Here is a 23,117-nt window from a genome sequence, read left to right as displayed (position 1 = left end):
GTTGATTGGTTTTATGCTATCACGGATGGCAGATAAAGTCAAAGTTTGTGAAAGGGGCCGGACGCCCTTGCAAAGAACGGAATAATATGGTATAAAAAACTAAACTGATTGTTTTAGTTTTAAGGGGGGTCGGCATTGGATCTGAATCTGCTGCGGGAATTTGACCTGCTGGCCCGGCACCTGAACTTCAGCCGGACCGCCCAGGAGCTGAATCTGACCCAGCCCACCCTCAGCCGCCACATCGTGCAGCTGGAGGAGGAGCTGGGGGTGCAGCTGTTCCGCCGGGACCGGCAGTCAGTGTCCCTCACCGAGGCGGGGGCTCTGTTTCTCAAAGAGGCGGGGGCCGTCCTGGCCCGGTACGACGCCGCCTGCCGCCGGCTCCAGGAGTACCGGGACGGCATGGCAGGCAGCCTCATCCTGGGCTACCGCTGGACCTACGGCAGCGGGCCCTGGCCCGGCCTGCTCCAGAAATTTCGGGAGGCCTATCCTCTGATCTCCGTCCGGCTGGTGTCCTTTCAGCAGGGAGAATCCCTGGTGGAAGCGCTGGAGGACGGGATGCTGGACGCCGCGGTGGGGCTGTGCACCGGGGAGGCCCTCCCCTCCACCCTCCAGGGGGTGACCCTGTGTCCCGTGCCCCTGCTGGCCGCTGTGGGCGAGGGACATCCCCTGGCCGGCCGGGCATCGGTGACGCCGGCAGAGCTGGCCCGGGAACGGCTGCTGGTCCCCCAAAGCCGGGGCAGCGTGGCTTTTCCCGCCCTGATGAATCAGCTCTTCCACTCCTGCCGGGTAAGCCCCGCCGTCACCTACACCGGGGAGCGGCTGGAGGCCGCCCTACTGCGGGTACAGCTGGACGATCAGGTGGCCCTTCTCCCCCGCTGCTACTACCCCGACACCCCCCAGCCCGGCCTGCGGGCCATCCAGGTCACCGGCACCACCGGCCTGTTCCGGCTGGCCGCCCTGGCCCGGGCAGACACCCCCAACCCCGCCGTGGGGCTCTTCCTCCGCCTGTGCCGGGCAGAGGTCAAGCAGCAGCACATGGCTCAGCTCTCCTCCCCCGAATAACAAGCCGCCCGGAACTTGAACCGGGCGGTTTATTTATTTTTTGTATTACGGCCCCAAAAACGGAATTTCCATTTTCCGCCGCTCTGTGGTAGCCTGTTGTTAGATTCCTCTCATTTTATTAGATGGGATAAAATTTTTTCAGGAAAACGAGGTGTTGAGGCATGTCTCAAAAGGCAACGGAGAGCCAGTGCACCTGCTGCTGCGGCTGCGGCGCGGAGAGTGAAGAGGTCCTGCAAGAGCGCATCCGCACCCTGGCCCGGGAGTACCGGGGAAAAGAGGGCTCCCTCATTCAGGTGCTGCATATGGCCCAGACCATTTACGGGTACCTGCCCATTGAGGTGCAGAAGATCGTGGCCGACGAGCTGGAGATCCCTCTGTCTCAGGTCTCCGGCGTGGTGACCTTCTACTCCTTCTTCTCCACCCAGCCCAGGGGCAGGCATACCATCCGGGTGTGCCTGGGCACCGCCTGCTACGTCCGGGGCGGCAAGAAGATCGTGGAGCGGCTCCAGGAGCTGCTGGACGTAAAGGTGGGGGACACCACCGCCGACCGGAAATTCACCCTGGAGGTAGCCCGGTGCATCGGCGCCTGCGGCCTGGCCCCCGCCATGTCCATCGACGACACGGTGTATAAACAGGTCAAGCCTGAGCGGCTGGAGAGTATTCTGGCCCGATATGATGAGAATGGGGGGACGGAACCGTGAGCCTTGTGCGTTCAACTGCGGACCTGAGCCGCATCAAGGAGAGCTATCTGGCCCAGCAGAGCAAGTGCGCCTGGCAGGTGCTGGTGTGCGGCGGCGCGGGCTGCGTGTCCTCCCACTGTCAGGAGGTACGGGAGGCCCTGGACCAGGCCCTGGCCGACCACGGCCTCACCGACTCGGTGAATGTGCTGGTCACCGGCTGCATGGGCACCTGCGCCGCTGGTCCCGTCATGCTGGTGGAGCCCGACGGCATTTTCTACACCTCCATGGACCCGGAGAAGGTCCGGGACGTGGTGGAGCGCCATCTGGTGGGCGGCCAGGTGGTAGAGGAGTACACCTTCTGGGACAGCTATCAGAAGAAGCGGGTACCCAAGCTGGACGACATCAGCTTCTTTAAGGAGCAGGTGCGTATCGCCCTGCGCAACTGCGGCCGGATGGAGTACGCCTCCCTGGACGCCTACATCGCCCGGGACGGCTACGCCGCCGCCGCCAAGGCCCTGCTCACCATGACCCCGGAGCAGGTGGTGGAGGAGATGAAGGCCTCCGGCCTGCGGGGCCGGGGCGGCGCGGGCTTCCCCACCGGCGTGAAGTGGGAGGCCGGCATGAAGGCCCCCAAGGGTCAGAAGTACATCGTCTGCAACGCCGACGAGGGCGACCCCGGCGCGTTCATGGACCGCTCGGTGCTGGAGGGTGATCCCCACTCCATCATTGAGGGCATGCTGCTGGGCGGCTACGCCATCGGGGCCGACAAGGGCTACGTCTACGTCCGGGCGGAGTACCCCCTGGCGGTGGAGCGGCTGGGCGCCGCCATCGACCAGGCCCGGGCCGCCGGGCTGCTGGGCCAGGACATTCTGGGCTCCGGAGTCAGCTTCGACCTGGAGATCCGCATTGGCGCCGGCGCCTTCGTCTGCGGCGAGGAGACCGCCCTGCTGGCCTCCATCGAGGGTATGAGAGGCGAACCCCGCCAAAAGCCCCCCTTCCCCTTCGAGTCCGGCCTGTTTGAAAAGCCCACCATCATCAACAACGTAGAGACCCTGGCCAACGTGGCCCCCATCATCCTCAACGGGGCGGCCTGGTATGCCTCCTTCGGCACCGAGAAGAGCAAGGGCACCAAGGTCTTTGCCCTGGCGGGCGCCATCGTCAACGCCGGCATCATCGAGGTGCCCATGGGCACCGTGCTGGGCGACATCGTGTACAAGATCGGCGGCGGCATCGTGGACGGCAAGGGCTTTAAGGCCATCCAGTCCGGCGGCCCCTCCGGCGGCTGCCTGACCAAGGAGCACCTGAACGTGACGGTGGACTACGAGTCCCTGTCCGCCCTGGGAGCCATCATGGGCTCCGGCGGCCTGATCGTCATGAACGAGGACACCTGCATGGTGGACACCGCCCGGTATTTTATGGACTTCATCCGGGACGAGAGCTGCGGCAAGTGCCTGCCCTGCCGGGTGGGCACCAAGCGGATGCTGGAGATCCTGGAGCGGATCACCCAGGGCAAGGGCCAGGAGGGCGACATCGAGATGCTGGAGGAGCTGGCCTCCACCCTGCAGCAGACCGCCATGTGCGGCCTGGGCCAGACCGCTTCCAACCCCGTTCTGTCCACCATCCGCTACTTCCGGGAGGAGTACGAGACCCACATCAAGGCCAAGCACTGCGACGCCGGGGTGTGCTCCGAGCTGTATACCTCCCCCTGCCGCAATGCCTGTCCCGCCGGGGTCAACGTGCCCGGCTACCTGTCCCTGGTGGCCTCCGGCCGTCTGGGGGACGCCTACCGGCTCATCCGTCAGGACAATCCCTTCCCCGCTGTCTGCGGCCGTGTGTGTACCCACCCCTGCGAGCAGCATTGCCGCCGCTCCCAGGTGGATGAACCCCTGGCCATCTGCTCCATCAAGCGGTTCGTGGGCGACCACGTGCTCAGCGGCGAGTATGAAGTACCCCCCGTCAAGCCCAACCCGCCCACCGGCAAGCATGTCTCGGTGGTGGGCGCCGGTCCCTCCGGCCTCACCTGCGCCTACTATCTGGCCAAGCTGGGCCACAAGGTGGACGTGTACGAGGCCGATGCCGTGGCCGGCGGCGTGCTGTACTGGGGCATCCCCGAGTACCGCCTGCCCAACGAGGTGCTGGCCAAGGAAATCGCCGCCATTGAGGAGGCGGGCGTCACCATCCATACCAATTCCCGCATCGGCTCCCGTGCCGGCTGCATCATGACGGTCAACGAGCTCATGGAGCGCAGCGACGCAGTGTACATGGCCATCGGCACCCAGAAGCCCATGCGCATGGACGTTCCCGGCGAGGACCTGGAGGGCGTGGAAAGCGGTCTGGCCTTCCTGCGCCGGGTGGGCCTCCATGTGGACCGCACCGTGCCCCGCCGTCTGGTGGTCATCGGCGGCGGCTCCACCGCCATGGACTGCGCCCGCACCGCCCGCCGCCTGGGGGCGGAGGAGGTCACCGTGGCCTACCGCCGCACGGTGGACGAGATGCCCGCCGGCGCGGAGGAGGTTGCCGAGGCCCGGGAAGAGGGCATCAACCTCATCGAGCTGGCCTCTCCCGTGGAGATCCTGGGGGAGAACGGCAAGGTCACCGGCATCCGGCTGGTCCGCCGGGAGCTGGCCGACTTCGGCAAGGACGGCCGCATGCGCAGCCGCCACATCCCCGGCTCCGAGTTTGACATCCCCTGCGACGGGGTGGTGGCCGCCGTCAACCAGGGTCTGGACGCCAACACCCTGCCCACCGACGAGGGCGGCAAGAACTTTGCCACCGACCGCTTCACCGGTGAGACCAAGCGGCCCGGCATGTTTGCCGGCGGCGACGCGGCCGCCCACGGCAGCCGGGTGGTCATCAACGCCATCGCCGACGGCAAGAAGGCCGCCGCGGGCATCGACCGCTATCTGGGCGGCGCCGGCGTGCTGAACAAGGGCGAGGAGATCGACATCCCCGTCATCCCCGTGGGCGACGTGGAAGCCCACGACCGCTTCCCCACCCGCTGCCTGGGCGTGGAAGACCGGGTGGACAATTTCCGCGAGGTGGCCCAGGGCTACCACAATCTGGACGCCATGGCCGAGTGCCTGCGCTGCCTGCACTGCGATAGGAGGTAAGGAAGATGCTGAATCTGACCATCAACGGAAAGCCGTGTCAGGCCCAGGAGGGCTCCACCATCCTGGAGGCCGCCCGGCAGAACGGCATCCACATCCCCTCCCTTTGCTACCTGAAGGACGTCCACCAGTACGGCACCTGCCGCATCTGCGTGGTGGAGGTGGAGGGCATGCGCAACCTCCAGGCCTCCTGCATGGTGAAGGCCAGGGAGGGCATGGTGATCCACACCAACAGCCCCAAGGTAAGAGCCAAGCGGAAGATGCTATACGAACTGCTGATTTCCAACCACCCCAAGGACTGCCTGTCCTGTTCCCGGAACCAGAGCTGCGAGCTCCAGGCTCTGGGCCAGGAGCTGGGAGTCACCGAAGCCCGCATTTCCGGCGAGATGGGTCCCTGCCATGTGGACGTGTCCCCCTCCATCACCCGGGACACCTCCAAGTGCATCCTGTGCCGCCGGTGCGTCACGGTCTGTAACCAGATCCAGGAGGTGGGGGCCATCAACGCCCAGAACCGGGGCTTTGACACCGTCATCTCCCCCGCCATGGGCCTGCCCCTCAACTCCACCGCCTGCGCTATGTGCGGCCAGTGCGTCTCCGTCTGCCCCACCGGGGCTTTGACCGAGACCGACGCCATCCAGCCTGTCTGGCGGGCCCTGGAGGATGAGAAGAAGGTCACCGTCATCCAGGTGGCCCCCGCGGTCCGTGCCGCTCTGGGCGAGGAGTTCGGGATGCCCACCGGCACCCGCTGCACCGGCAAGATCGCCGCCGCCCTCCACGCCCTGGGCTTTGACCACGTATTCGATACCGACTTTGCCGCCGACCTGACCATCCTGGAGGAGGGCACCGAACTGCTCCAGCGGCTGAAGTCTGCCCTCACCGGCGGGGATGCGGTGCTGCCTATGCTCACCTCCTGCTCCCCCGGCTGGATCAAGCACATCGAGCACGCCTTCCCCAATGAGCTGGACCACCTGTCCACCTGCAAGTCCCCCCACACCATGATGGGGGCCCTGGTGAAGTCCTTCTACGCGGAAAAGGTGGGCATCGACCCGGCTGACATCTACATGATCTCCGTCATGCCCTGCACCGCCAAGAAGTACGAGATCCAGCGTCCGGAGATGGAGGTGGTGGGCCGCCGGGACGTGGACGCGGTGCTCACCACCCGGGAGCTGGCCCGGATGATTAAATCCGCCGGCATCGACTTTGTTAACCTGCCCGACGAGAAGTTTGACGATCCCCTGGGCCTGTGCTCCGGCGCTGCCGACATTTTCGGCGTCACCGGCGGCGTGATGGAGGCCGCCCTGCGCACCGTGTACGAGCTGACCACCGGTCGGGAGCTGCCCTTCGACGGCCTCCACGTGGCCCCCATTGTGGGCCTGGAGCTGGTAAAGGAGGCGGCAGTGACCTTTGAGAACGTGCTGCCCGAGTACTCCTTCCTGGAGGGCGTCACCGCCCGCATTGCGGTCACTTCCAGCCTGAAGGGGGCGGACATCCTCATGCGGGACGTAGCGGCAGGCACCTCCCCCTACCACTTTATCGAGGTCATGGGCTGTCCCGGCGGCTGTATTAACGGCGGTGGCCAGCCCCGGAACCGGGAGGAGGGCTACCGGGAGAAGCGGATGCGGGCCCTGTACAGCGAGGACGAGTCCAAGACCCTCCGTAAGAGCCACGAGAACCCCGATCTGCTGAAGCTGTATGAGGAGTACCTGGGCCAGCCCTGCGGTCACAGGTCCCATGAGCTGCTCCACACCACCTATACCCCCAGAGGACTGTATAACGAACTGGTCAAGTGACTGGAACAGAAGCGGGCGGACGCCAAGGCGCCCGCCCGCTTCCGGCATACATATGTGCTCGGTGCTCGTGGGCCTTGACAAGCACCAGTCCCATCCCTTAGAATGGATTTAAAGATAAAACAGCCCTCCAAGTGCCCAGTTCTGCTGGGTGAAAAGGGAATCGGGTGTAAATCCCGAGCGATCCGGTCACTGTAAACGGGGAGCGAGCCGCAGCACCGCCATTGTCCCGCCCACGGGACGAGAAGGCGCGGCAAGCGTGGAGCCGTGAGCCAGGAAACCTGCTTGGAACGGGCGGATGGGAATCTTCCGCAGAAAGAGGCCTGTCCAGCGTTGTCGCGCTTTGACAGCCTGGCAGTCCGCTTTCTCCGGAAAGCGGACTTTTTTATTGCCCCGGCGGGCATACGGACGAAAGGAGGAGCACACCATGCAAAAAAAGACACAGCGGCATCCCTTCCGCGACTGGGCAAAGCGGCCTCAGCCGAGAACTGCTCGCCCGTCTCAGCCGGTGCTTCCCCTAACGCCGGAGCAGCAGGCTCAGCTGGCGGTGCTGGAGGCTCTGCGCACCCGACTGGGACGCATGCCGCTGCGGGAGGAGCTGCCCCCCTATCTGCGCATGGGATTGGCCGCCTCCTTTGGCTCTCTGGGCAGCGCCTTCCGGCAGGCAGACCGTATTTCCCCATCCCGCTCGGTCACACCGGAAGCAAAGTCCTGAAGGCACGTTGATACAAAAAACCTGCCGCAGATGATCTGCGGCAGGTTTTTTACGTGTATTATGTCAGCGTTCAGCGTCTTACCACTGAGTCAGTTCCAGATACAGGTCCTTGTACTGTCTGGCCGACCGCTCCCAGGAGACGTCCTTCGCCATATCCCGCTGGACCACCTCGTCCCAGTGATAGCGGTTGTTGAAGTAGAGGGTCTTGGCCCGGTTGATGGCGCCCAGCAGCAGGCCCGCGTCATACCGGTCAAAGGTAAAGCCGTTGCCCTCGCCGTTGAACTCGTTGTAGGGCTCCACGGTGTCCTTCAGTCCGCCGGTCTCCCGGACAATGGGCAGGGTGCCGTAGTGCATGGCGTTGAGCTGGGTCAGTCCGCAGGGCTCAAAGCGGGAGGGCACCAGCAGGGCGTCAGCACCGGCGTAGATGCGGTGAGCTCTCCCCTCGTCATACTGAATGCAGGCGCTGAAGGTACCCTTGTAGGCTCCCTCGTAGCCCCGGAAGGCGTCCTCGTACTGCTTGTCACCGGTACCCAGAACCACCACCTGTGTGTTGCCGTCCAGCACCTGGGGAATGATGGCGTTGACCAGGTCCAGCCCCTTCTGATTGGTAAGACGGGAGATCAGGCCAATGACAAACTTACCAGTATCCTGCTCCAGGCCCAGTTCCTTCTGGAGAGCCAGCTTGTTGGCCATCTTGTGGTCCAGCACGTTGCCCAGGCCGTAGTTTTCCGCCAGGGCGGGATCGGTCTCCGGGTTCCACATGTCGTAGTCAATGCCGTTGACGATGCCCCGAAGCTTGCCGCTGTGATAGCGCAGGTGGTCCTCCAGCCGCTCGCCATATTCGCTGGTCTGGATCTCCCAGGCGTAGGTACCGCTGACGGTAGTGATGCGGTCGGCGTAGGCCAGGCCGCCCTTGAGCATGTTGGCCTCCACCCAGTCCTGCTTCAGAGCGCCCATGCCGAACGCCTCGTCAGGCAGGCCGGACCAGTACTGGATGGTGGGGATGTTGTACACACCCTGGAAGCGGAGGTTGTGGATGGTGATGACCGACTTGGCGCGGCCAACCGGGGAATCCTTGAACAGGGTGCGCAGATACACCGGCACCAGAGCGGCCTGCCAGTCGTGGCAGTGGACCACGTCGGGAATCCAGTTCATATAGTTCAGGGCAGCCAGAGCGGCCTTGCTAAAGAAGCAGTACTTGGGGATGTCGTCCACCAGATTGGTGTAGGGGTTGCCCCAGGAGAAGAACTCCTCATTGTCGATGAAGTCGTACACGACGCCGTCCCAGATGTACTCCATGATCCCCACGTAGTAATTGCGTCCGGTCTTGCCCAGGTCCATGTAGAACTCGCCCCGGTAGACCATTTTGTTCTGATACTCCTGAGGGATGCAGGCATAGCGGGGCAGAATCACCCGGACGTCACAGTTCAGCCGGGCCAGCTCCCGGGGCAGAGCGTACATTACATCCCCCAGGCCTCCCGTCTTGACAAAGGGATGACACTCCGAACCGATGAATGCCACGCTCCGGCGGGGCAGGTTGGGCACTTCCTGCACAGGTGCGGTCTCCACCACAGGGGCAGCCTTCTCCTCCACGGGAGCAGCCTCCACCACAGGAGTTGTCTTCTCCTCAACGGGAGCGGTCTTTTCCTCAACAGGGGCAGCTTTCTTCACAGCAGAGCTCTTCTTGGCAGCAGCCGTCTTCTTCGGGGCAGAAGCAGTTTTCTTCTCCGCAGCGGCGGTCTTCTTGGCTGCGGGAGCAGCCTTCTTTCTGGTCGTCTTTTTGGGCGTGGGCTCCGCCTTTTCCTCGGCGGGAGCAGCCTTTTCCACCTCAGGGGCAGCCTTCTCCACCACGGGGGCGGCCTTCTCCACCACGGGGGCGGCCTTCTCCACTACGGGGGCGGCCTTCTCCACTACGGGGGCGGCCTTTTCCACTACGGGGGCGGCCTTTTCCACTACGGGGGCGGCCTTCTCCACTACGGGGGCGGCCTTCTCCTCCACGGGAGCGGCCTTCTCCACTACAGGATCGGCCTTCTCCACCACAGGGGCAGCCTTCTCCACCACATGGGCAGCCTTCTCCTCCACGGGAGCGGCCTTTTCCACTACGGGGGCAGCTTTTCCCACTGCGGGAGTAGTCTTCGACGCCGCAGTCTCAGTTTTCTTTTTGGATGCGGTCTTCTTTACGTTCATGGAATCCGCTTTTTCACGTGCCATCATGAACCTTCCTTTCACACATTGCTATCATCATCAGGCCCTGGCGCCTCTACCGGAACAGGAGGCAGCACAAAGGCAGGTCTTTGCTATCGGCAAAAATATAACTCATCAGCCTCAGTTTTGACAGCCCTTTTTGGCAGATTTCAGGCAAAAACCATATTTTTACCAAACAAGGCCAGATGGACGGCCTCTTTTTCTTCCATACGAACCGGAATTGGTCTGCGGGTTCTCCTGTATCATACCACACTGGTGCAAATTTGGACAGATGGAAGTGCTTGCCTTTTATAGAACCTGCATCCAAACTCACAGGTACAACTCAAAGATAAAGCGACCCTGTCTGCTTCATGCAGACAGGGTCGCTTTTGTACGATCAGAAATCGCCCATGCCCATGCCGTCGTCAATGACCACGGTCTCCTCGGGCTCTTCGGTAACAACGGGGATAAACTCGGAGAGGTAAGCCTCCTCCGGCAGCCCGGCCAGGTAGGCGGGCAGGTTGATGATGGGACCGTCCATGCCGTAAGGCAGAGGGATGGTGTAGGTCACCGGTGCCTCCTCATCGCCGCCCTTCTCCTGGGTGACGATCAGAGTAACGGTGATCTTCTGGCCGATCTGGTCGGCCGAGGCCCGCTCGTTCTCGTAGAGCTTGGAGAGGGCATCGCCATCGGCGTTGTTGCCCACATGGATCTCGATCTTGTAAGGCGCCTCGTAGGTGGTGCCCTGATACTCCACGGTCTTGTTGTCAAAGTATACCGTGTGTCCACGGCCAATGACCATCATTACGCCGGCAATAGCCACCAGCACCACAATCAGCAGGATCCGGAAGAGCAGTCTGCGGCTTTTCATTTTGCCCTCGCCTCCTCTTCCTTCTGGGCCAGGGCCAGCAGATAGCCGGTCTGGCTCTTGACCCGGCGCTTTCTGGTCTCATACATGATGAGGGCCACGGTGATAACGCCGTAGGACACGAAGGTACGGAAATACTCACCGATCATGGAGTCGCCGGTGATGGTGGTACCGGCCTCGGGGGCCAGAATGAACATCATGTGGAACAGGAACACGCCCAGGAAGGCGTTGCCGATGGAGGCCCGCTCCACCGATGCGCCGCCCACCAGCAGGGCCGCGATGCTGAAGGTACCGATCTGCACATGGGCGGTATAGGTGGGGAAGTTGCCCAGGTTCTGCAGATAGATGATCATGCCGAAGCCCGCCACCACCGTGGACATCACGATGGCGATGATACGAGTGCGGTCCACATTGATGCCGGCGTCCCGGGCCACTTCCATGTCCTGAGCCACCGCACGCATGTCCTGGCCCAGCTTGGTGCGCCGGAACCAGACGATGACCAGGCAGAGCACCGCAATGATGATAAAGGTGAGCACCGGGATCTTGACGCCGCCCACATTGATGGCCAGCAGGTTGTCCAGCTGCTGACGCATGCTCAGCAGGCTGACGGTGTTGCGGACACCGTAGCCCCGGGGCAGCTTCAGGGTGTTGTGCATGATGGGGATAACAGAGCCCATCAGGAACAGCACCACCAGCTGGTAGACGCCGTTCATAAAGTAGGAGATGAAGTAGCTGGTGACCATCTCACGGCCCTTGGCCTTATTCAGCAGATTGCCGCAGAAGAGGCCAAGCAGGATAGAGATGGGAATGGAGATGATCATAGCCAGGATGATGCCGGGGATACCCCAGATCTGCCAGTCAACCACCAGGATCAGGGCGATTTCACCGGCCATGGCTCCCAGAGTCATACCGAAGTTCAGGCCCATGCCCGCCATGATGGGAATGAGCAGGGCCAGGATCAGGAAGGTGTTGCGGCCCATACGGGTGACCAGCTCGTTAAGCAGGTAGGCAGGGGAGTAGCCCGCCAGAGGCAGGCAGACCAGGCAGATCAGGATAAACATGATGGGCACGGAGTTGTCCTGAATCAGCCGTTTTAAGTTGAATTTGGAGGTTTGTTTCCGTTTCATTTTGACCCCCCCTTAATGACGCGGGTCAGCGCGTAGACGATCATGCCGTTGGAGACGATGATACGCACCACCTCGCTCACGTCCATGTGGATCATGGCAGTCATGACGGTAGGCGTCAGGGTGACTACGCTCTGATAGAGAATGGTGCCGATAATCACATGGGGGATGGACGCCTTATTGACGGCCGCGCCGCCGATGAGGATGGCGGCCACCGCGGGCAGGGTCATATTATTGGGGGCAGTATACAGCTGCATGAAGCCGAAGCCCTGCTGATAGACCAGGATGCCCACCGCGCCCAGCCAAGTGGACATGATCACCGACAGCAGGCGCATCTTGTTCACGCTGATGCCGGAGGCCCGGGCGAACTGGGGATTGGAGCCCACGGCGGTCATGGCGGTGCCGGTCTTGGTGTGCAGGAACGCCCACATGGCAAAGGCCAGCAGGGCGAAGAACAGGATGGCGCCGGTGGGGAAGTACAGGCCGCTCTCCGGGTCAATGGGAATCCGCAGGAAGTTGGCCAAAGTTCCGCCGTAGAAGCCGTCCAGAGAAATGGTGGTACGCAGGCCCTGGCCGGACAGGCCCCACACCATGGTGGGGCTGGTGTAGGGCAGCAGCAGCCACATCATGCACATGAAGGAGATGGAGGCCAGACCCACATAGGTGGCGATCATCATTTCGCCGCCCTTGATGCGGTTGAGCAGCCAGCCGTAGCCGCCGCCCAGCAGCAGGGCGAAGGGGGTGGCCAGCAGGATGGCGGCAAAGAAGCTCACCGCTCCGGTAAAGCCCAGCTGGATGGACAGGGTGCCGCCCAGCAGGCCGGCAATGATACCCAGGGGAATACCGAAGTTCAGGCTGCAGCCGGAGTGGATCATGGGTACCATAGCCAGTACCAGCACCGCGTTCCAGCTGAAGCGGTTGATCACGTTGCCCACCTGCATGGTCAGGTCAGCGCCCACGATGGGGGCCATAATGAACAGCAGCACCACGAAGCAGGTGATGATCAACCGGGGCAGGCCGTAGCTGTCCAGCAGGGTTTTAAACCCGTTTTTCTTTTCCAATGTCTTATCCATGAGGTCCTCCTTATACCACCTGACTGACCATCAGCGTGCCGAAGGCCTCGGAGGATTCGGTGGCCGGCAGGATGCCGGCGATCCGTCCGCCCGAAACAATGGCGATCCGGTCACAGGACTGGCGCAGCTCCTCCAGCTCGGAAGAGATGATCACCACGGTGACGCCGTATTCCCGGTTGAACCGCTTGAGGGACTCCAACACCAGCGCCTTGGCGCCCACGTCGATGCCCCGGGTAGGCTCGGAGACAAAGAGGAACTTGGGCTGCAGGGCGAAAGCCTTGGCCAGACATACCTTCTGCTGGTTGCCGCCGGAGAGCTCTTTGGCCTTCTGCTTGGAGCCGGTGCACTTGATCTGCAGCTGCTCGATGTACTGATTGGTCACAGCGCGGATAGCCCGCTCGTCCCGCCAGGAGAACAGGCCGAATTTCTTGAGGAATTTGTCCTGGATCTGCATGGCGGAGAAAGCCACGTTCCACTCCAGGGACTCGTCCAGCAGCAGGCCCACGCCCCGCCGGTCCTCTGAAACGAAGGCCAGGGAGGAATCCAGGCACTTTCTGGGGCTGTTGAGGGGAATGGGCTTGCCCTCAAACTCCACCGTGCCGCCCGCCTCATACAGGCCCATGATGCCGTTGGGAATACCCAGCTTGCCCTGGCCGGCCAGGCCGCCGATGCCCAAGATCTCCCCTTCCTTAATGTCCAGGTCGATGTTGCGCACCGTCTCGCCGGGCATGTCCACCCACAGCTTGCGGATAGACATGATGGTCTTGGCGTCGGGCAGCTCCCGCGCCTCAACCGCGGTGGTGGTCTTTACGTCCCGGCCCACCATCCAGCGGGTGATCTCCGGCACGTCCAGCTCCTTGGCGGGGCTCTCCTTCACCACATAGCCATCCCGCATGATGACCACGGTGTCACACACGGACAGGATCTCATGGAGGCGGTGGGTGATGAAAATAACGGCGATGCCCTGGGCCGACATGTTCCGGATAGAGGCCAGCAGAGCTTCGGCCTCCTTCTCGGTAAGTACAGCGGTGGGCTCGTCCAGAATCAGCAGCTTCAGCTGCTCCTTGCTCAGCTCGCGGGCAATCTCAGTAAACTGCTTGTGGCCCACGGGCATGTCGCTGATGACCATATCGGCGCTGATCTTGACGCCCATCTTGTCGATGGCTTTGTCAGCGCGCTCCGAAATGGCCTTGTAGTCCAGGGTGTCCAGCCGGGGCCCGAAGACCTCGGAGACGATGTTGCGCTTGGTGGGTTCCCGGTTGAGCAGGATGTTTTCAGCGGCGGTAAAGCCGGGGATGAGTGAAAACTCCTGGTGCACCATGCCGATACCGGCAGCCAGTGCATCAAAGGGCGTGGCAAATTTGACAGTCTGTCCGTTGATCCGAACTTCGCCTTCATACCCGCCAGTCTCCCGAATGACGTCCATGCCAAAAAGAATCTTCATCAGCGTGCTCTTGCCGGCGCCGTTCTCACCCACAAGGCCCAGTACCTCACCGGGCTTCAGGGTGATATTGATATCGCTCAGCACCTGGTTGCCGAAGAAGTCTTTTTTGATGTTCCTCATTTCCAGCAAGGGAGCATTATTGTTTTCCATAGTGTTCTTCTACTCCTCTCATGCTTTGAAAACAGCAGGGGGAAGAATTCCTCCCCCTGCTGTTTGAATGAACCATTGGAGAAATAGATTAGGCGGTGGTGAAGTACTCCTCGGGCACTTCCACGTCGGTGGAGCCCATGTAGTAGCCGGGATCGCCCATGATATAAGTATCCTGATACACCAGGAAGATGTTCTCGGACTTCACGCCGGTGGTGGCGTTGGTGTAGCCGGAGCCGTTCCACTCAGCACCGGGAGAGAACACCTCGTAAGCCTTCGCGATGTCGTCCATATCGGTCAGGTCGCTCTCGCCGTTGATGACGTTCATGGCGTGCTGAGCCAGACCAGCGGAAGTGGTGTAGCCATAGGAGTAAGCCCAGGTGCCGAACCGGCCGGCGCCGCCAGCCTCGACAACAGCGCTCTCAACCTTAGCCAGGATCTTCTCAAAGTCGCCGGCCTCCTCGGTCAGGTCCAGACCCAGAGCACCGGGATAGCCCATCAGAGGAGAGGGCAGGTCAGCCTCGATGAAGTAGCCGCCGTACTCGAACAGCTGCTTCAGCAGGGGCTCGGTGTGAGCGTCGTTGGTGCAGAAGTAAGCGGTCTGCGTGCCGTACTTCTGAACCCACTCGGGCACCTTCTCCAGGATGTAAGCCTGAGCGCCGGCCACGCCAACGTCAGAGGTGGGATCGGGAGCGGTCTCCTGATGGAACTCCATGCCGAACTCCTCGCAGGCCTTCTGCATGACGGCCACGCGGCGGCTCATGGTCTCATAAGCCATGTGGCGGGGGAAGGAGATGTGCACGAAGTCGGTGCAGCCCAGCTCGTGAGCGGTGCGGATGATCAGGTAGCCGCGGGCCACGAAGTCGTTGTTACAAACCAGGTCGGCAGCGGAGCCGATCTCGGGCAGGTCCTCGTGGGACTCACCGGCGATGCAGATGATGTCGGGGCGGCGCTCCTTGATCTGACGGAAAGCCTCAGTGGTGCCAGGAACAGCCTGGTTGACAATGATGGCCTTCATGTCGGGGTCGTCGGCCAGACCGGCGATCTTCTGAATGGTGGTCTCCACCTCGTCGGTGAAGTTATCGGGATAGGTAGCCAGGACCACGCGGTCCTCGCCGTACATGGCCTGGAAGGCCTCGGCGCCGCGGCGGTCGTCCTCAGACTGAGAGACGGTACCGGTAACAATGCCGATCTTGAACGTGTCGTCGCCCTCAGAGCCGGAAGGAGCTGCACTGTTCTGTGCGCCGGAAGGATTGCCACCGTTTCCGCAGGCGGCCAGGGCCAGCAGCATGGCTACTGACAGCAAGAAACTAACTGCTTTTTTCATACATACCTCCAATTTTCGGCAAAGCTTGCCAAGGCTATATGTTTAATAATAACAGACGTTCATAGTTTGTCAATACTCAGTTCATAATTTATCAACATCAAAAGCCCCCTTGTACGCTTGGAAAAACCGCTGCGCAATTCACTTTTGAGTGAAAATAATTGTATGGTTTATTTCGGAAATTTTCCCGATTGCAGACAGGCTGACAAGCCGGAAACTCCCCGGTGCTCGGAAGGCATTCCAATCATTGGGCGGGACTGCAGACACCCTCCGGAAAAGAGCAGTCAGATCAATATCAGTATCTGTTTCGCCCAAAAAATATTTTCTATACCTCTTTACTGTGATAAAACAGCAGTACAACGGAACACATTGCAACTCATTTTGCCAAGCATGGCAATTTTTAAGCGGAAGCCCTAAAACCGGCATTCTTCTCTCACCGGGGTAAAAAAGCCCTCGCCATCGGCATCACGCCGTTGGCGAGGACTCTTTTGGACCTTCTATTTGGATTTTAAGCACAGCGGCCGTATTCGGTAAAAAAGAATTTTTATCCAGCATTTTATGCAACAAGCAAGTGTGGTATCTTATGGCTTTAAAAGAATCTCCAAAAAGAGTTCTTTTTGGTAAGCTGACCTGGGGATGGTTGGATTCCGGCTTTAACAGCAGGGCTGTGTGTCCAGCCCGGAGACAGGGCCGTGCATGCACTACATAGCCGGAGCCGATTCTCAGTTATTGGATTTCTGCTCTGATCTATGGCATATTTGTGTTTGTGCACGCTGTACCAAATTTGCCGTCTTTTTGCCGGTACCGGCTTTCCTTGAGCCGCTGGCCCTCTCCCCTTACTCGGCGCTGGGGTATTCGTTGCACAGCAGACGATAGGGCGGCTCGTCCTCCTCAATGGTGGGGAATCGTCCCAGCGTCTCATAAAAGCGGTTGTCCGTATTGTCGTCGTTGCACTGGCTCACTTCACCCAGCAGAACAGGCCCGGAGCCAGGCTCCACCTCAAAGTCATGGTATAGGTAGGGGTAAATGGTGATGCTCTCCCCGGGCGTCAGCCGCACCTGACTGCCCGCAGGTACCACCATTTCCCGGCCGTCCACGTGGACATGGACCTCGGATTCCCGATCCAGGTCCTCCTCAGGGGTGGAACGATATACCCGGATCAGCACGTTGCCGCCTCCGCGGTTGATGATATCCTCCATTTTGGACCAGTGGAAGTGCATGGGAGAGTACTGGCCCTCCTTCAGATACAGCAGCTTCTCCGCGTAGGTCTTGGTATACTTGTCCAGCTTCAGATTGCCGTTGCGGATGGTGATAAGGGAAAATCCCATTTTATCAAAGTTGCCCATGCCGTAGTCGGTGATATCCCAACCCAGCATGTTGTCCCGGAGCTCGTCGTAATCGTGCCCCTTTTCCTGCCACTGCTCCGGCGTAAAGCTGCAAAAGGGCGGCAGGGCAAAGTGGTATTTCTTCACCATCTGCTCCATTTCTTTCAAAGCGGCATTGATCTCACTGCGTTTCATGGCTTTGACCACCTTACCTTTTGGAAATGATTTTATATTTTACCATAAACCCATCTCAACCACAATTCCAGAGAAACGCGGGCATTACAGACAACAGGAAGGGGGGGGGGGGGGGGGGGGGGGGGGGGGGGGGGGTGCCGCGCGCCCCCCCCCCCCTTCCTGTTCAAATTTATTTACCCATGCTTTGGGAGAAGTTCAGGAAGAGCTGGGCCACTTCCGCCCGGGTGGCTGTGCCGGTGGGATCCAGCACGTTGCCGCCCTTGCCGGACAGCAGGCCGGCGCCCACTGCCCATTCGGCAGCCTCAGCCGCCCAGGAAGAGGTCTTTTCTCCGTCCACAAAGGCGGTCAGATCGCCCTCCTCAGACACATCATAGCCCTTGTACGCCGCATAGCGGTACAGGATCGTGGCCAACTGCTCACGGGTCACCGTATCGTTGGGCGCAAACATGGTGTCGCTGTAGCCCTTGACAATGCCCTCGGCAGCTGCCCAGCGCACCGCCTCAGTGTACCAAGCGCCGTCTGCCACATCGTCGAAGCCGGCGGCATTCTTTGCCGCGGGACTTCCCTCCAGCCGCCACAGGAGAGTGACGACCATGGCCCGGTTGGTGGTCATGCCGGGAGCAAAGACGGTGTCGCTGGTGCCCTCCATCAAGCCACTGTCATAGGCGTGCTTTACCGCCTCGTAGAACCAGTCGCCGGTATCCACATCGACAAACGGCAGGCCGGTGTCCACGGGCCTATCGTCCTTGGCGAAAGTGGCTGTTACGGTCACATTGGAAGCAGGCATGACGAAGGTATAACGGCTGTCGTCTTTACGGGTCAGCTTGACTTCGCCGCCGTTTTTGTCTGTTGCGGCAAGGGTCTTCAGTACATAGCCCGCGTCAGGCTTCACGGTCAGGGTGACGGTGGTCCCCTTGGTGGCGCGGGTCTGGCTGGCACTCACCGCGCCGTTGTCCGCTTTTTCCACCGTGATTACGTAGGAGGAGACCGAACCGGAGCCGGAGCCGGAACCGTTTGCCTGCCACTTGGCATAGAGCGTCATGTCGCCTTCCACCACGTCATTCTGGAAGTCCCACTGGCTGGTGTACTGAGCATCGCGGTACCAGCCGGCAAAGGAATAGCCGCTGCGGGTGGGATCCTCCGGCTTGAGGATGGTGCTGCCCTTCTTGGCATGGATGGCGCCCACGGGGCTACCGCCCTGGGAATCAAAGGTGACGGTGACGTCCTCTTTTCCGTTCAGCGCATCGCTCAGCGCAGTCTGGAGGATGTAGTCGTAGTCCTGACGCAGCTGCCAGATCACAGCACCGCCGTACTGGTTCTGCTGGATGAACTGAGCCTTATAGGTCAGGGATTCCGGGTCCTCATAGGTGATGGCGAACTGAGGCACGCCGTTGCTGTCGGGATAGGTCATATACGGGACCTTGGCTGCCTCGTCCCACTGCCGTACAAACTTGGTATCCGGATTATTCAGCACCTTCTCCAGCAGCTGCTGGTAGTTCATCGTGATCCCGCTGATCCCAAGCTCCGCCTTGAGGGTTTCCACATTCAGCTTATTTCCGGCCACGGGAGGGATCTTGCTGAAGAAGGCAGTGCCCACATTCAGCTTTTCCGGCGCGATCCCGGCATCGGTATAGTACCGCATGACCTGGTCGCAGCTCTCCAGGGGGACATTCACTGCGGGGAACTTTTCGGAGGGATAGAGGGCGGAATTGTGGTAGCAGTTGGGATAAGTGGTCATGGTATAGCTCATGACGTTGACAAAGTCCAGCTCGTCGATGACGGAGGGCAGGTCGCAGCAGGTGGTAAGATAGAAGTCCTTGGAGGACGCCGCAATGGTCAGGATCTTGTCCTCGCCCAGGGCGGCGCGCATTTCACGGATCAGAGCCTCAAAGTTTGCCTTATCGTTGGGATTGTGGTTGATGGCGTTTCCGTGACCCGGGAACTCCCAGTCCAGATCGATGCCGTCCAGCTGGAACTCTTCAACGGCCGCCACACAGGAAGCGATCAGCTTTGCCCGCGCGTCGGCATCCACGGTGGCGTCCGCCCAGCCGGGGCAGGTTCCGCCGCCCACAGAGAGCATGATCTTGAGCTCCGGGTTCTGCTCCTTCAGCTCTGCCATGTGGGACAGGTCACTGCGCACAGCGTCGGACAGCGCCAGCGTACCCAGCAGCTCAGGCTGATCCTCTGGTACCACCGTCCCGCCGGGCCGGTAGTCGCCGTTCACCTTCTCATCATGGTAGATCTGACCAAAGGCATAGACAAGATGGGTCAGCTTTGTGGGATCCACATCCCAGAAGGCGTTATCATCGCCATAGGTCCCGAAGCAATAGCCCACCGTGCGGTACTGTCCCTTTTCCAGGGTCAGGGTATACACAGTCTGGGACACGCCGTCAGGCGCGGTCACGGTAATGGTCACCTGGCAGGGGAGCTCGCCCAGTCCGGACACGTCCACCTTGGCATCCCGGCGGTTGGGCACGGCCTCCACCTCGGGGACGCGATCCGTTTCAGGAGGCATGATGGTAAAGGTGTATTCCGTTTCCTCAGGCAGGAAGCCTGTGATGGTCTTGCCGTTGACGGAAATGTACTGCAGGCCGGAGTTGCTGCTCTCCACGCCCAGGCTGTCCAGGCCTTCAATGGCGTTCTGCACGTCCTCATAGGTTGCCAGCGGGCTGTCCGCCATAGCGCGGGCAAAGACGAGGGCGTCATAGGCCGCCTTGTCGTCGCCGGTGGAGTCGGGACCCAGACCGCGCTCAGCAGCTGCCTCTTCCGCATCCGGCAGCAGCTGGGTCAGCTCCGTCTTGTCCACCTGCTGGCAGACCAGGAACTCCTGTATGTCATAGCGGCTGCCTTTGAACTGCACACCCTGGAATTTTACGTACCGGGCGGAGACCGGCTGGTCAAAGGCCCCATGGCTCACGCCGTTTTCGTCCCGGTCAGCATCGGTGCCGTTGTAGACCTCATCCCAGTTCTCGCCGTCCAGGGAGGTTTGGATCTGGTACTTCTGGGCATAGTTGCTGCCCTTCCACTGAATGAGCACCTGGTCCACCCGGCGCTCCTGACCCAGGTCCACAATGAGGTAGCTGTCCGCCTTGAAGCCATACCAGCAGGAGTTGAGCTCGGAGTTCTTGTTGTTATCGCCCTCGTCTGCGGGATTGGTAAAGTCGAAGCCGTCGCCGTCCACAGCCTTGGCCGCATAGTAGAGCCGGTTGTCAGGACCGTCCTGCGCCACGCCCTGATAGCTGGTGGCACCGTTGCCCTGGGCCACGTTGACCAGCGCGTCTCCCTCGGCCAGACCGGCTTCAGCGGCTATCTCTTCCGCGGAGAGCGCCTTGTTGTAGACCCGGATGTCCGCCAGGCTGCCATGCAGGTTCTCGCCGATCTGCTCCAGCGGGAGGACGAAAGAGGAGAACACGTTCTGCATGCTGTTGGGCGGATAAGAAGCCTGGTTGGACTGCTTCTGGGAGACGAAGGTCTCCAGCTTGCCGTCCACATACAGCTTTGTGCCGTGCATGGTGCCAACCAGCGTGATATTGACCTCCTGGTCGGCGGGGAGCTGATATTTGAAGTCGCGGGTGAAGTAATTCACGTCGCCGCTCAGGTTCCCGTTGTATCCGGCGGGCTGGAGCCGTCCGTCATAGCCGGAAAACAGGTTGGCGTCGTTGGTTGCGTCACCATCGCCGTAGGTGGCGGCATTGGCGTCAATGTCCGCCTGAGTCAGCTTGACATCAAAAGACAGGGTAAAGGGATAGGGGATGGTCTTGAGGGGGGTCTCCATCAGATCGCTGCCGCTGAAGGTCAGCCAGCCGTCCGCCACGGTGCCGCCGATAAGAGCAGCGTCATAGCCATTGCCGCTGATGTCGTAGACCGTCCCGCCGTCCTCGGAGACGTTGGAAAAGTCGTAGTGGGCCACCAGAGCGCTCTTGCTCTCGGTATCCATGGCGATCTGGGTGCCGGGACCCTCGGCCAGTTCATTGGCCCGCAGCTCAAACTCGGTGAAGGACTCGTCCTCCGCGGTTCCGCCCCAGGTCTTCTCACTGGTAACCGGGATGGCGCGCATGATGCGCTGGTGAATATCCAGCTCGATCATGCCCTCCTGGCTTTCGTCGCCCCAGAGGGCCGTCTTGCCGCCCAGCAGGTTGGGATCGCCTACCATCAGGTTGCTGCTTCCGCCGAAAACGGTGGGATCCCAGTTGTCGTATACGTATTCCGCGTTCACGATATCGCGGCGGTCACGGCCGGGATTGCCGTACATATAGGCGTCCACACAGTTGACGATCTCAAAGCCCTGGGCGGAACGAGCCACAGGGTCGTCGTTGCCGGTGCTCCACATATCGATCTGATAGTAGGGCGCCAGCTCCGCCAGGGTCTCCGCAGGGATCTGCATGCGGCCGAAGGAGGCCCAGATGCGCACCTTGTCGCTCTTTCCGTTGTCCGCCACAGTCTTGCGGATGGTCTCGGCAAAGTTGACAAAGGCCTCGGCCGTCTTGCCCTGCGCGTCTCTGTCCCAATACTCATCGGCGCCGATGTGGACGATATCGCCCTGGAACACCGGATCGTCGCCCCTGGTGTATTCATCCCACAGCGTCTGGGCAAACTTCAGGGCACGCTCGGCATTGGGGCCGATCAGATCCAGCAGCTCTTTCTCCGTGGCGTTGCCGGTCCCGCCCTCCAGCCAGTCGATGTTGTCGGGATTCTCCTCCGCATACCGGTTATAGGCCAGAGAATGGCCGGGCATGTCCAGCTCGTTGAGGACGTAAACGCCCAGGTCCTCGCTGTGCTTCTGGAAGTCCTTCCACTCCTCCTGGGTGTAGTAGGGCACTTCATAGACCTGCTCAAAATACTCCGTGGCGGTTTGATCGATAGACGCGGATTTCTTGGTCTCAGGCTTCAGGCTGGGGAACTCCTTGCTCTCCAGGCGGTGGAAGCCCTCGTAATCCTCAGGATGGCTGTTGGCATTGCCGTCTTTGACGGAGCGGTTGTCCGCCAGATGGGCATGGAGCTCATTCATCTTATACCACAGCATGATCTCGCTGTAATCGTACAGCAGATCCAGACGGTAGTCCGTACGGGCGATGTCCAGGAAGGCGCCCCGCACTTCATAGGCGGGAAAATCGCGGATCACGCCCATGGGAACAGACAGATTGTCTTCCGCCAGCCAGAGCATCTGCTCGGCGGAGATGGTGCCGTAGAGGCAGCCGGTATAGGTGGAGCTGTAGATCTTCAGTCCGCTCTCATCCGTGACCAGGACATAGCCCTCTTTCCCCGTCTGGTACACGTCTTCCACCTGGGACTCGATATAGATGTCGTGGGCGCCGGCGGTGGTTTCATTTCCGGAAACAATGCTCATGTACGGTAAGGAAGCAAGCAACCGAAAACAAGAGATAGACCGCCAGCACTACACTATTCCGAACCAAAGACCAAAAGATAAGCATTGTGGGAAAATCTAAACTTTTGGATTTTCCTACAATGCCAACTACGGCGGAATCCCTCCCACTCCTTATATCTTTCTGTATACATTGAATTTGTATTTAGTAAAATGCAGACAACACCACGGATCGGCTTTTGGTTGGACAATTCCAACCAAACACCACAGCAGACAGCAGAAAACATTCTGAACGCTAGGAAGCCGGTATGATTGTTACATATAAGGGGAAGAAAAATTTCTTTTAGGTACTTGCTTTCCTAAAACTGATGTGATACAATGATTTAATCCAGAAAAGGAGTAAAAAATATGCGGCAAGGTATTCTTAAATAAAACTATAATCAAATAGTGGGAACAAAGGATTATGATAGCTCCTTTTGTAGGGGCTTAGTTTTTTGTACCCAATTTAAGAATACTTTTGCCTTATCAATTTTGACATATCCCCAAAAACAGCAATCACAAACAGGTGTATGCTGTATATGTGTATGTCCGCAACTTATAATCCCCAGTGGTAAAAGTATTTTACTGCTGGGGATTTTTATGCCCTTTGGGGCAGTAAAGGGAGGACAATCACATGAAAATAATCAATATTGGAATTCTTGCCCATGTAGACGCTGGAAAGACGACCTTGACGGAGAGCCTGCTATATGCCAGCGGAGC

14 protein-coding genes and 1 riboswitch are annotated in these 23,117 nt (G+C 60.3%); of the genes, 6 read left to right on the top strand and 8 right to left on the bottom strand.

Translation table 11 applies throughout. The features are described 5' to 3' along the window. The first annotated feature begins 135 nt into the window (after nt 1–135). The 5 genes from ACTNB1_RS02745 (at nt 136) to ACTNB1_RS02725 (ending at nt 7,351) form a co-directional block, all read left to right on the top strand. A complete protein-coding gene (locus tag ACTNB1_RS02745; protein ID WP_441167752.1) occupies nt 136–1,062 on the top strand; it encodes a LysR family transcriptional regulator in 927 nt (308 codons plus the stop codon). 161 nt (nt 1,063–1,223) lie between these two features. Further along, a complete protein-coding gene (nuoE, locus tag ACTNB1_RS02740) occupies nt 1,224–1,763 on the top strand; it encodes an NADH-quinone oxidoreductase subunit NuoE (RefSeq protein WP_441167751.1) in 540 nt (179 codons plus the stop codon). 47 nt (nt 1,764–1,810) lie between these two features. Further along, nucleotides 1,811–4,852 carry an NADH-quinone oxidoreductase subunit NuoF gene (nuoF, locus tag ACTNB1_RS02735; RefSeq protein WP_441167963.1) on the top strand — a complete coding sequence of 1,014 codons (3,042 nt, stop codon included), beginning with the start codon at nt 1,811–1,813 and terminating at the stop codon, nt 4,850–4,852. Nucleotides 4,853–4,857: 5 nt separating this feature from the next. Beyond that, complete coding sequence (locus ACTNB1_RS02730; protein ID WP_441167750.1) at nt 4,858–6,639, top strand: NADH-dependent [FeFe] hydrogenase, group A6; 1,782 nt, start codon at nt 4,858–4,860, stop codon at nt 6,637–6,639. Between the two features lie 114 nt (nt 6,640–6,753). Then, nucleotides 6,754–6,939, top strand: a riboswitch (cobalamin riboswitch). A gap of 124 nt (nt 6,940–7,063) precedes the next feature. Then, nucleotides 7,064–7,351 carry a hypothetical protein gene (locus ACTNB1_RS02725; protein WP_441167749.1) on the top strand — a complete coding sequence of 96 codons (288 nt, stop codon included), beginning with the start codon at nt 7,064–7,066 and terminating at the stop codon, nt 7,349–7,351. Nucleotides 7,352–7,429: 78 nt separating this feature from the next. Here ACTNB1_RS02725 and ACTNB1_RS02720 read toward each other — a convergent pair whose 3' ends face one another. From ACTNB1_RS02720 to ACTNB1_RS02685, 8 genes are all read right to left on the bottom strand, one after another. Then, entirely contained in the window at nt 7,430–8,896 is a 1,467-nt protein-coding gene (locus tag ACTNB1_RS02720; protein WP_441167962.1) for a glycogen synthase, read from the bottom strand. A gap of 1,036 nt (nt 8,897–9,932) precedes the next feature. Beyond that, complete coding sequence (locus ACTNB1_RS02715; RefSeq protein WP_441167748.1) at nt 9,933–10,406, bottom strand: DUF6672 family protein; 474 nt, start codon at nt 10,404–10,406, stop codon at nt 9,933–9,935. Further along, the gene (locus ACTNB1_RS02710) at nt 10,403–11,530 is read right to left on the bottom strand and encodes an ABC transporter permease (RefSeq protein WP_441167747.1); all 1,128 of its coding nucleotides are present in this window, start codon (nt 11,528–11,530) and stop codon (nt 10,403–10,405) included. The genes ACTNB1_RS02715 and ACTNB1_RS02710 overlap by 4 nt, the downstream gene beginning before the upstream one ends. Beyond that, on the bottom strand, nt 11,527–12,600 hold the full coding sequence (locus ACTNB1_RS02705) for an ABC transporter permease subunit (protein WP_441167746.1): 1,074 nt from the start codon (nt 12,598–12,600) through the stop codon (nt 11,527–11,529). The genes ACTNB1_RS02710 and ACTNB1_RS02705 overlap by 4 nt, the downstream gene beginning before the upstream one ends. Before the next feature lie 10 nt (nt 12,601–12,610). Beyond that, nucleotides 12,611–14,194 carry a sugar ABC transporter ATP-binding protein gene (locus ACTNB1_RS02700; protein WP_441167745.1) on the bottom strand — a complete coding sequence of 528 codons (1,584 nt, stop codon included), beginning with the start codon at nt 14,192–14,194 and terminating at the stop codon, nt 12,611–12,613. 88 nt (nt 14,195–14,282) lie between these two features. Beyond that, complete coding sequence (locus tag ACTNB1_RS02695; protein WP_441167744.1) at nt 14,283–15,518, bottom strand: DUF3798 domain-containing protein; 1,236 nt, start codon at nt 15,516–15,518, stop codon at nt 14,283–14,285. Nucleotides 15,519–16,351: 833 nt separating this feature from the next. Then, entirely contained in the window at nt 16,352–17,035 is a 684-nt protein-coding gene (locus ACTNB1_RS02690) for a D-lyxose/D-mannose family sugar isomerase (RefSeq protein WP_441167743.1), read from the bottom strand. A gap of 169 nt (nt 17,036–17,204) precedes the next feature. Then, entirely contained in the window at nt 17,205–22,382 is a 5,178-nt protein-coding gene (locus tag ACTNB1_RS02685) for a glycosyl hydrolase family 18 protein (RefSeq protein ID WP_441167742.1), read from the bottom strand. Nucleotides 22,383–23,031: 649 nt separating this feature from the next. Here ACTNB1_RS02685 and ACTNB1_RS02680 point away from each other — a divergent pair. Next, nucleotides 23,032–23,117 (top strand): GTP-binding protein (locus ACTNB1_RS02680; RefSeq protein ID WP_330656708.1); only part of this gene is annotated, 86 nt, incomplete at its 3' end.

This window comes from Flavonifractor sp. HCP28S3_F3, assembly GCF_052065355.1.
GTDB lineage: Bacteria > Bacillota > Clostridia > Oscillospirales > Oscillospiraceae > Flavonifractor.
This window is presented reverse-complemented; position numbering and strand designations above follow the sequence as displayed.

Coding starts and splice junctions, on each gene's coding strand:
- nuoE (WP_441167751.1), top strand. CDS start 1,224: ATGTCTCAAAAGGCAACGGAGAGCCAGTGCACCTGCTGCTGCGGCTGC.
- ACTNB1_RS02730 (WP_441167750.1), top strand. CDS start 4,858: ATGCTGAATCTGACCATCAACGGAAAGCCGTGTCAGGCCCAGGAGGGC.
- ACTNB1_RS02725 (WP_441167749.1), top strand. CDS start 7,064: ATGCAAAAAAAGACACAGCGGCATCCCTTCCGCGACTGGGCAAAGCGG.
- ACTNB1_RS02715 (WP_441167748.1), bottom strand. CDS start 10,406: ATGAAAAGCCGCAGACTGCTCTTCCGGATCCTGCTGATTGTGGTGCTG.
- ACTNB1_RS02710 (WP_441167747.1), bottom strand. CDS start 11,530: ATGAAACGGAAACAAACCTCCAAATTCAACTTAAAACGGCTGATTCAG.
- ACTNB1_RS02705 (WP_441167746.1), bottom strand. CDS start 12,600: ATGGATAAGACATTGGAAAAGAAAAACGGGTTTAAAACCCTGCTGGAC.
- ACTNB1_RS02700 (WP_441167745.1), bottom strand. CDS start 14,194: ATGGAAAACAATAATGCTCCCTTGCTGGAAATGAGGAACATCAAAAAA.
- ACTNB1_RS02695 (WP_441167744.1), bottom strand. CDS start 15,518: ATGAAAAAAGCAGTTAGTTTCTTGCTGTCAGTAGCCATGCTGCTGGCC.
- ACTNB1_RS02690 (WP_441167743.1), bottom strand. CDS start 17,035: ATGAAACGCAGTGAGATCAATGCCGCTTTGAAAGAAATGGAGCAGATG.
- ACTNB1_RS02685 (WP_441167742.1), bottom strand. CDS start 22,382: ATGAGCATTGTTTCCGGAAATGAAACCACCGCCGGCGCCCACGACATC.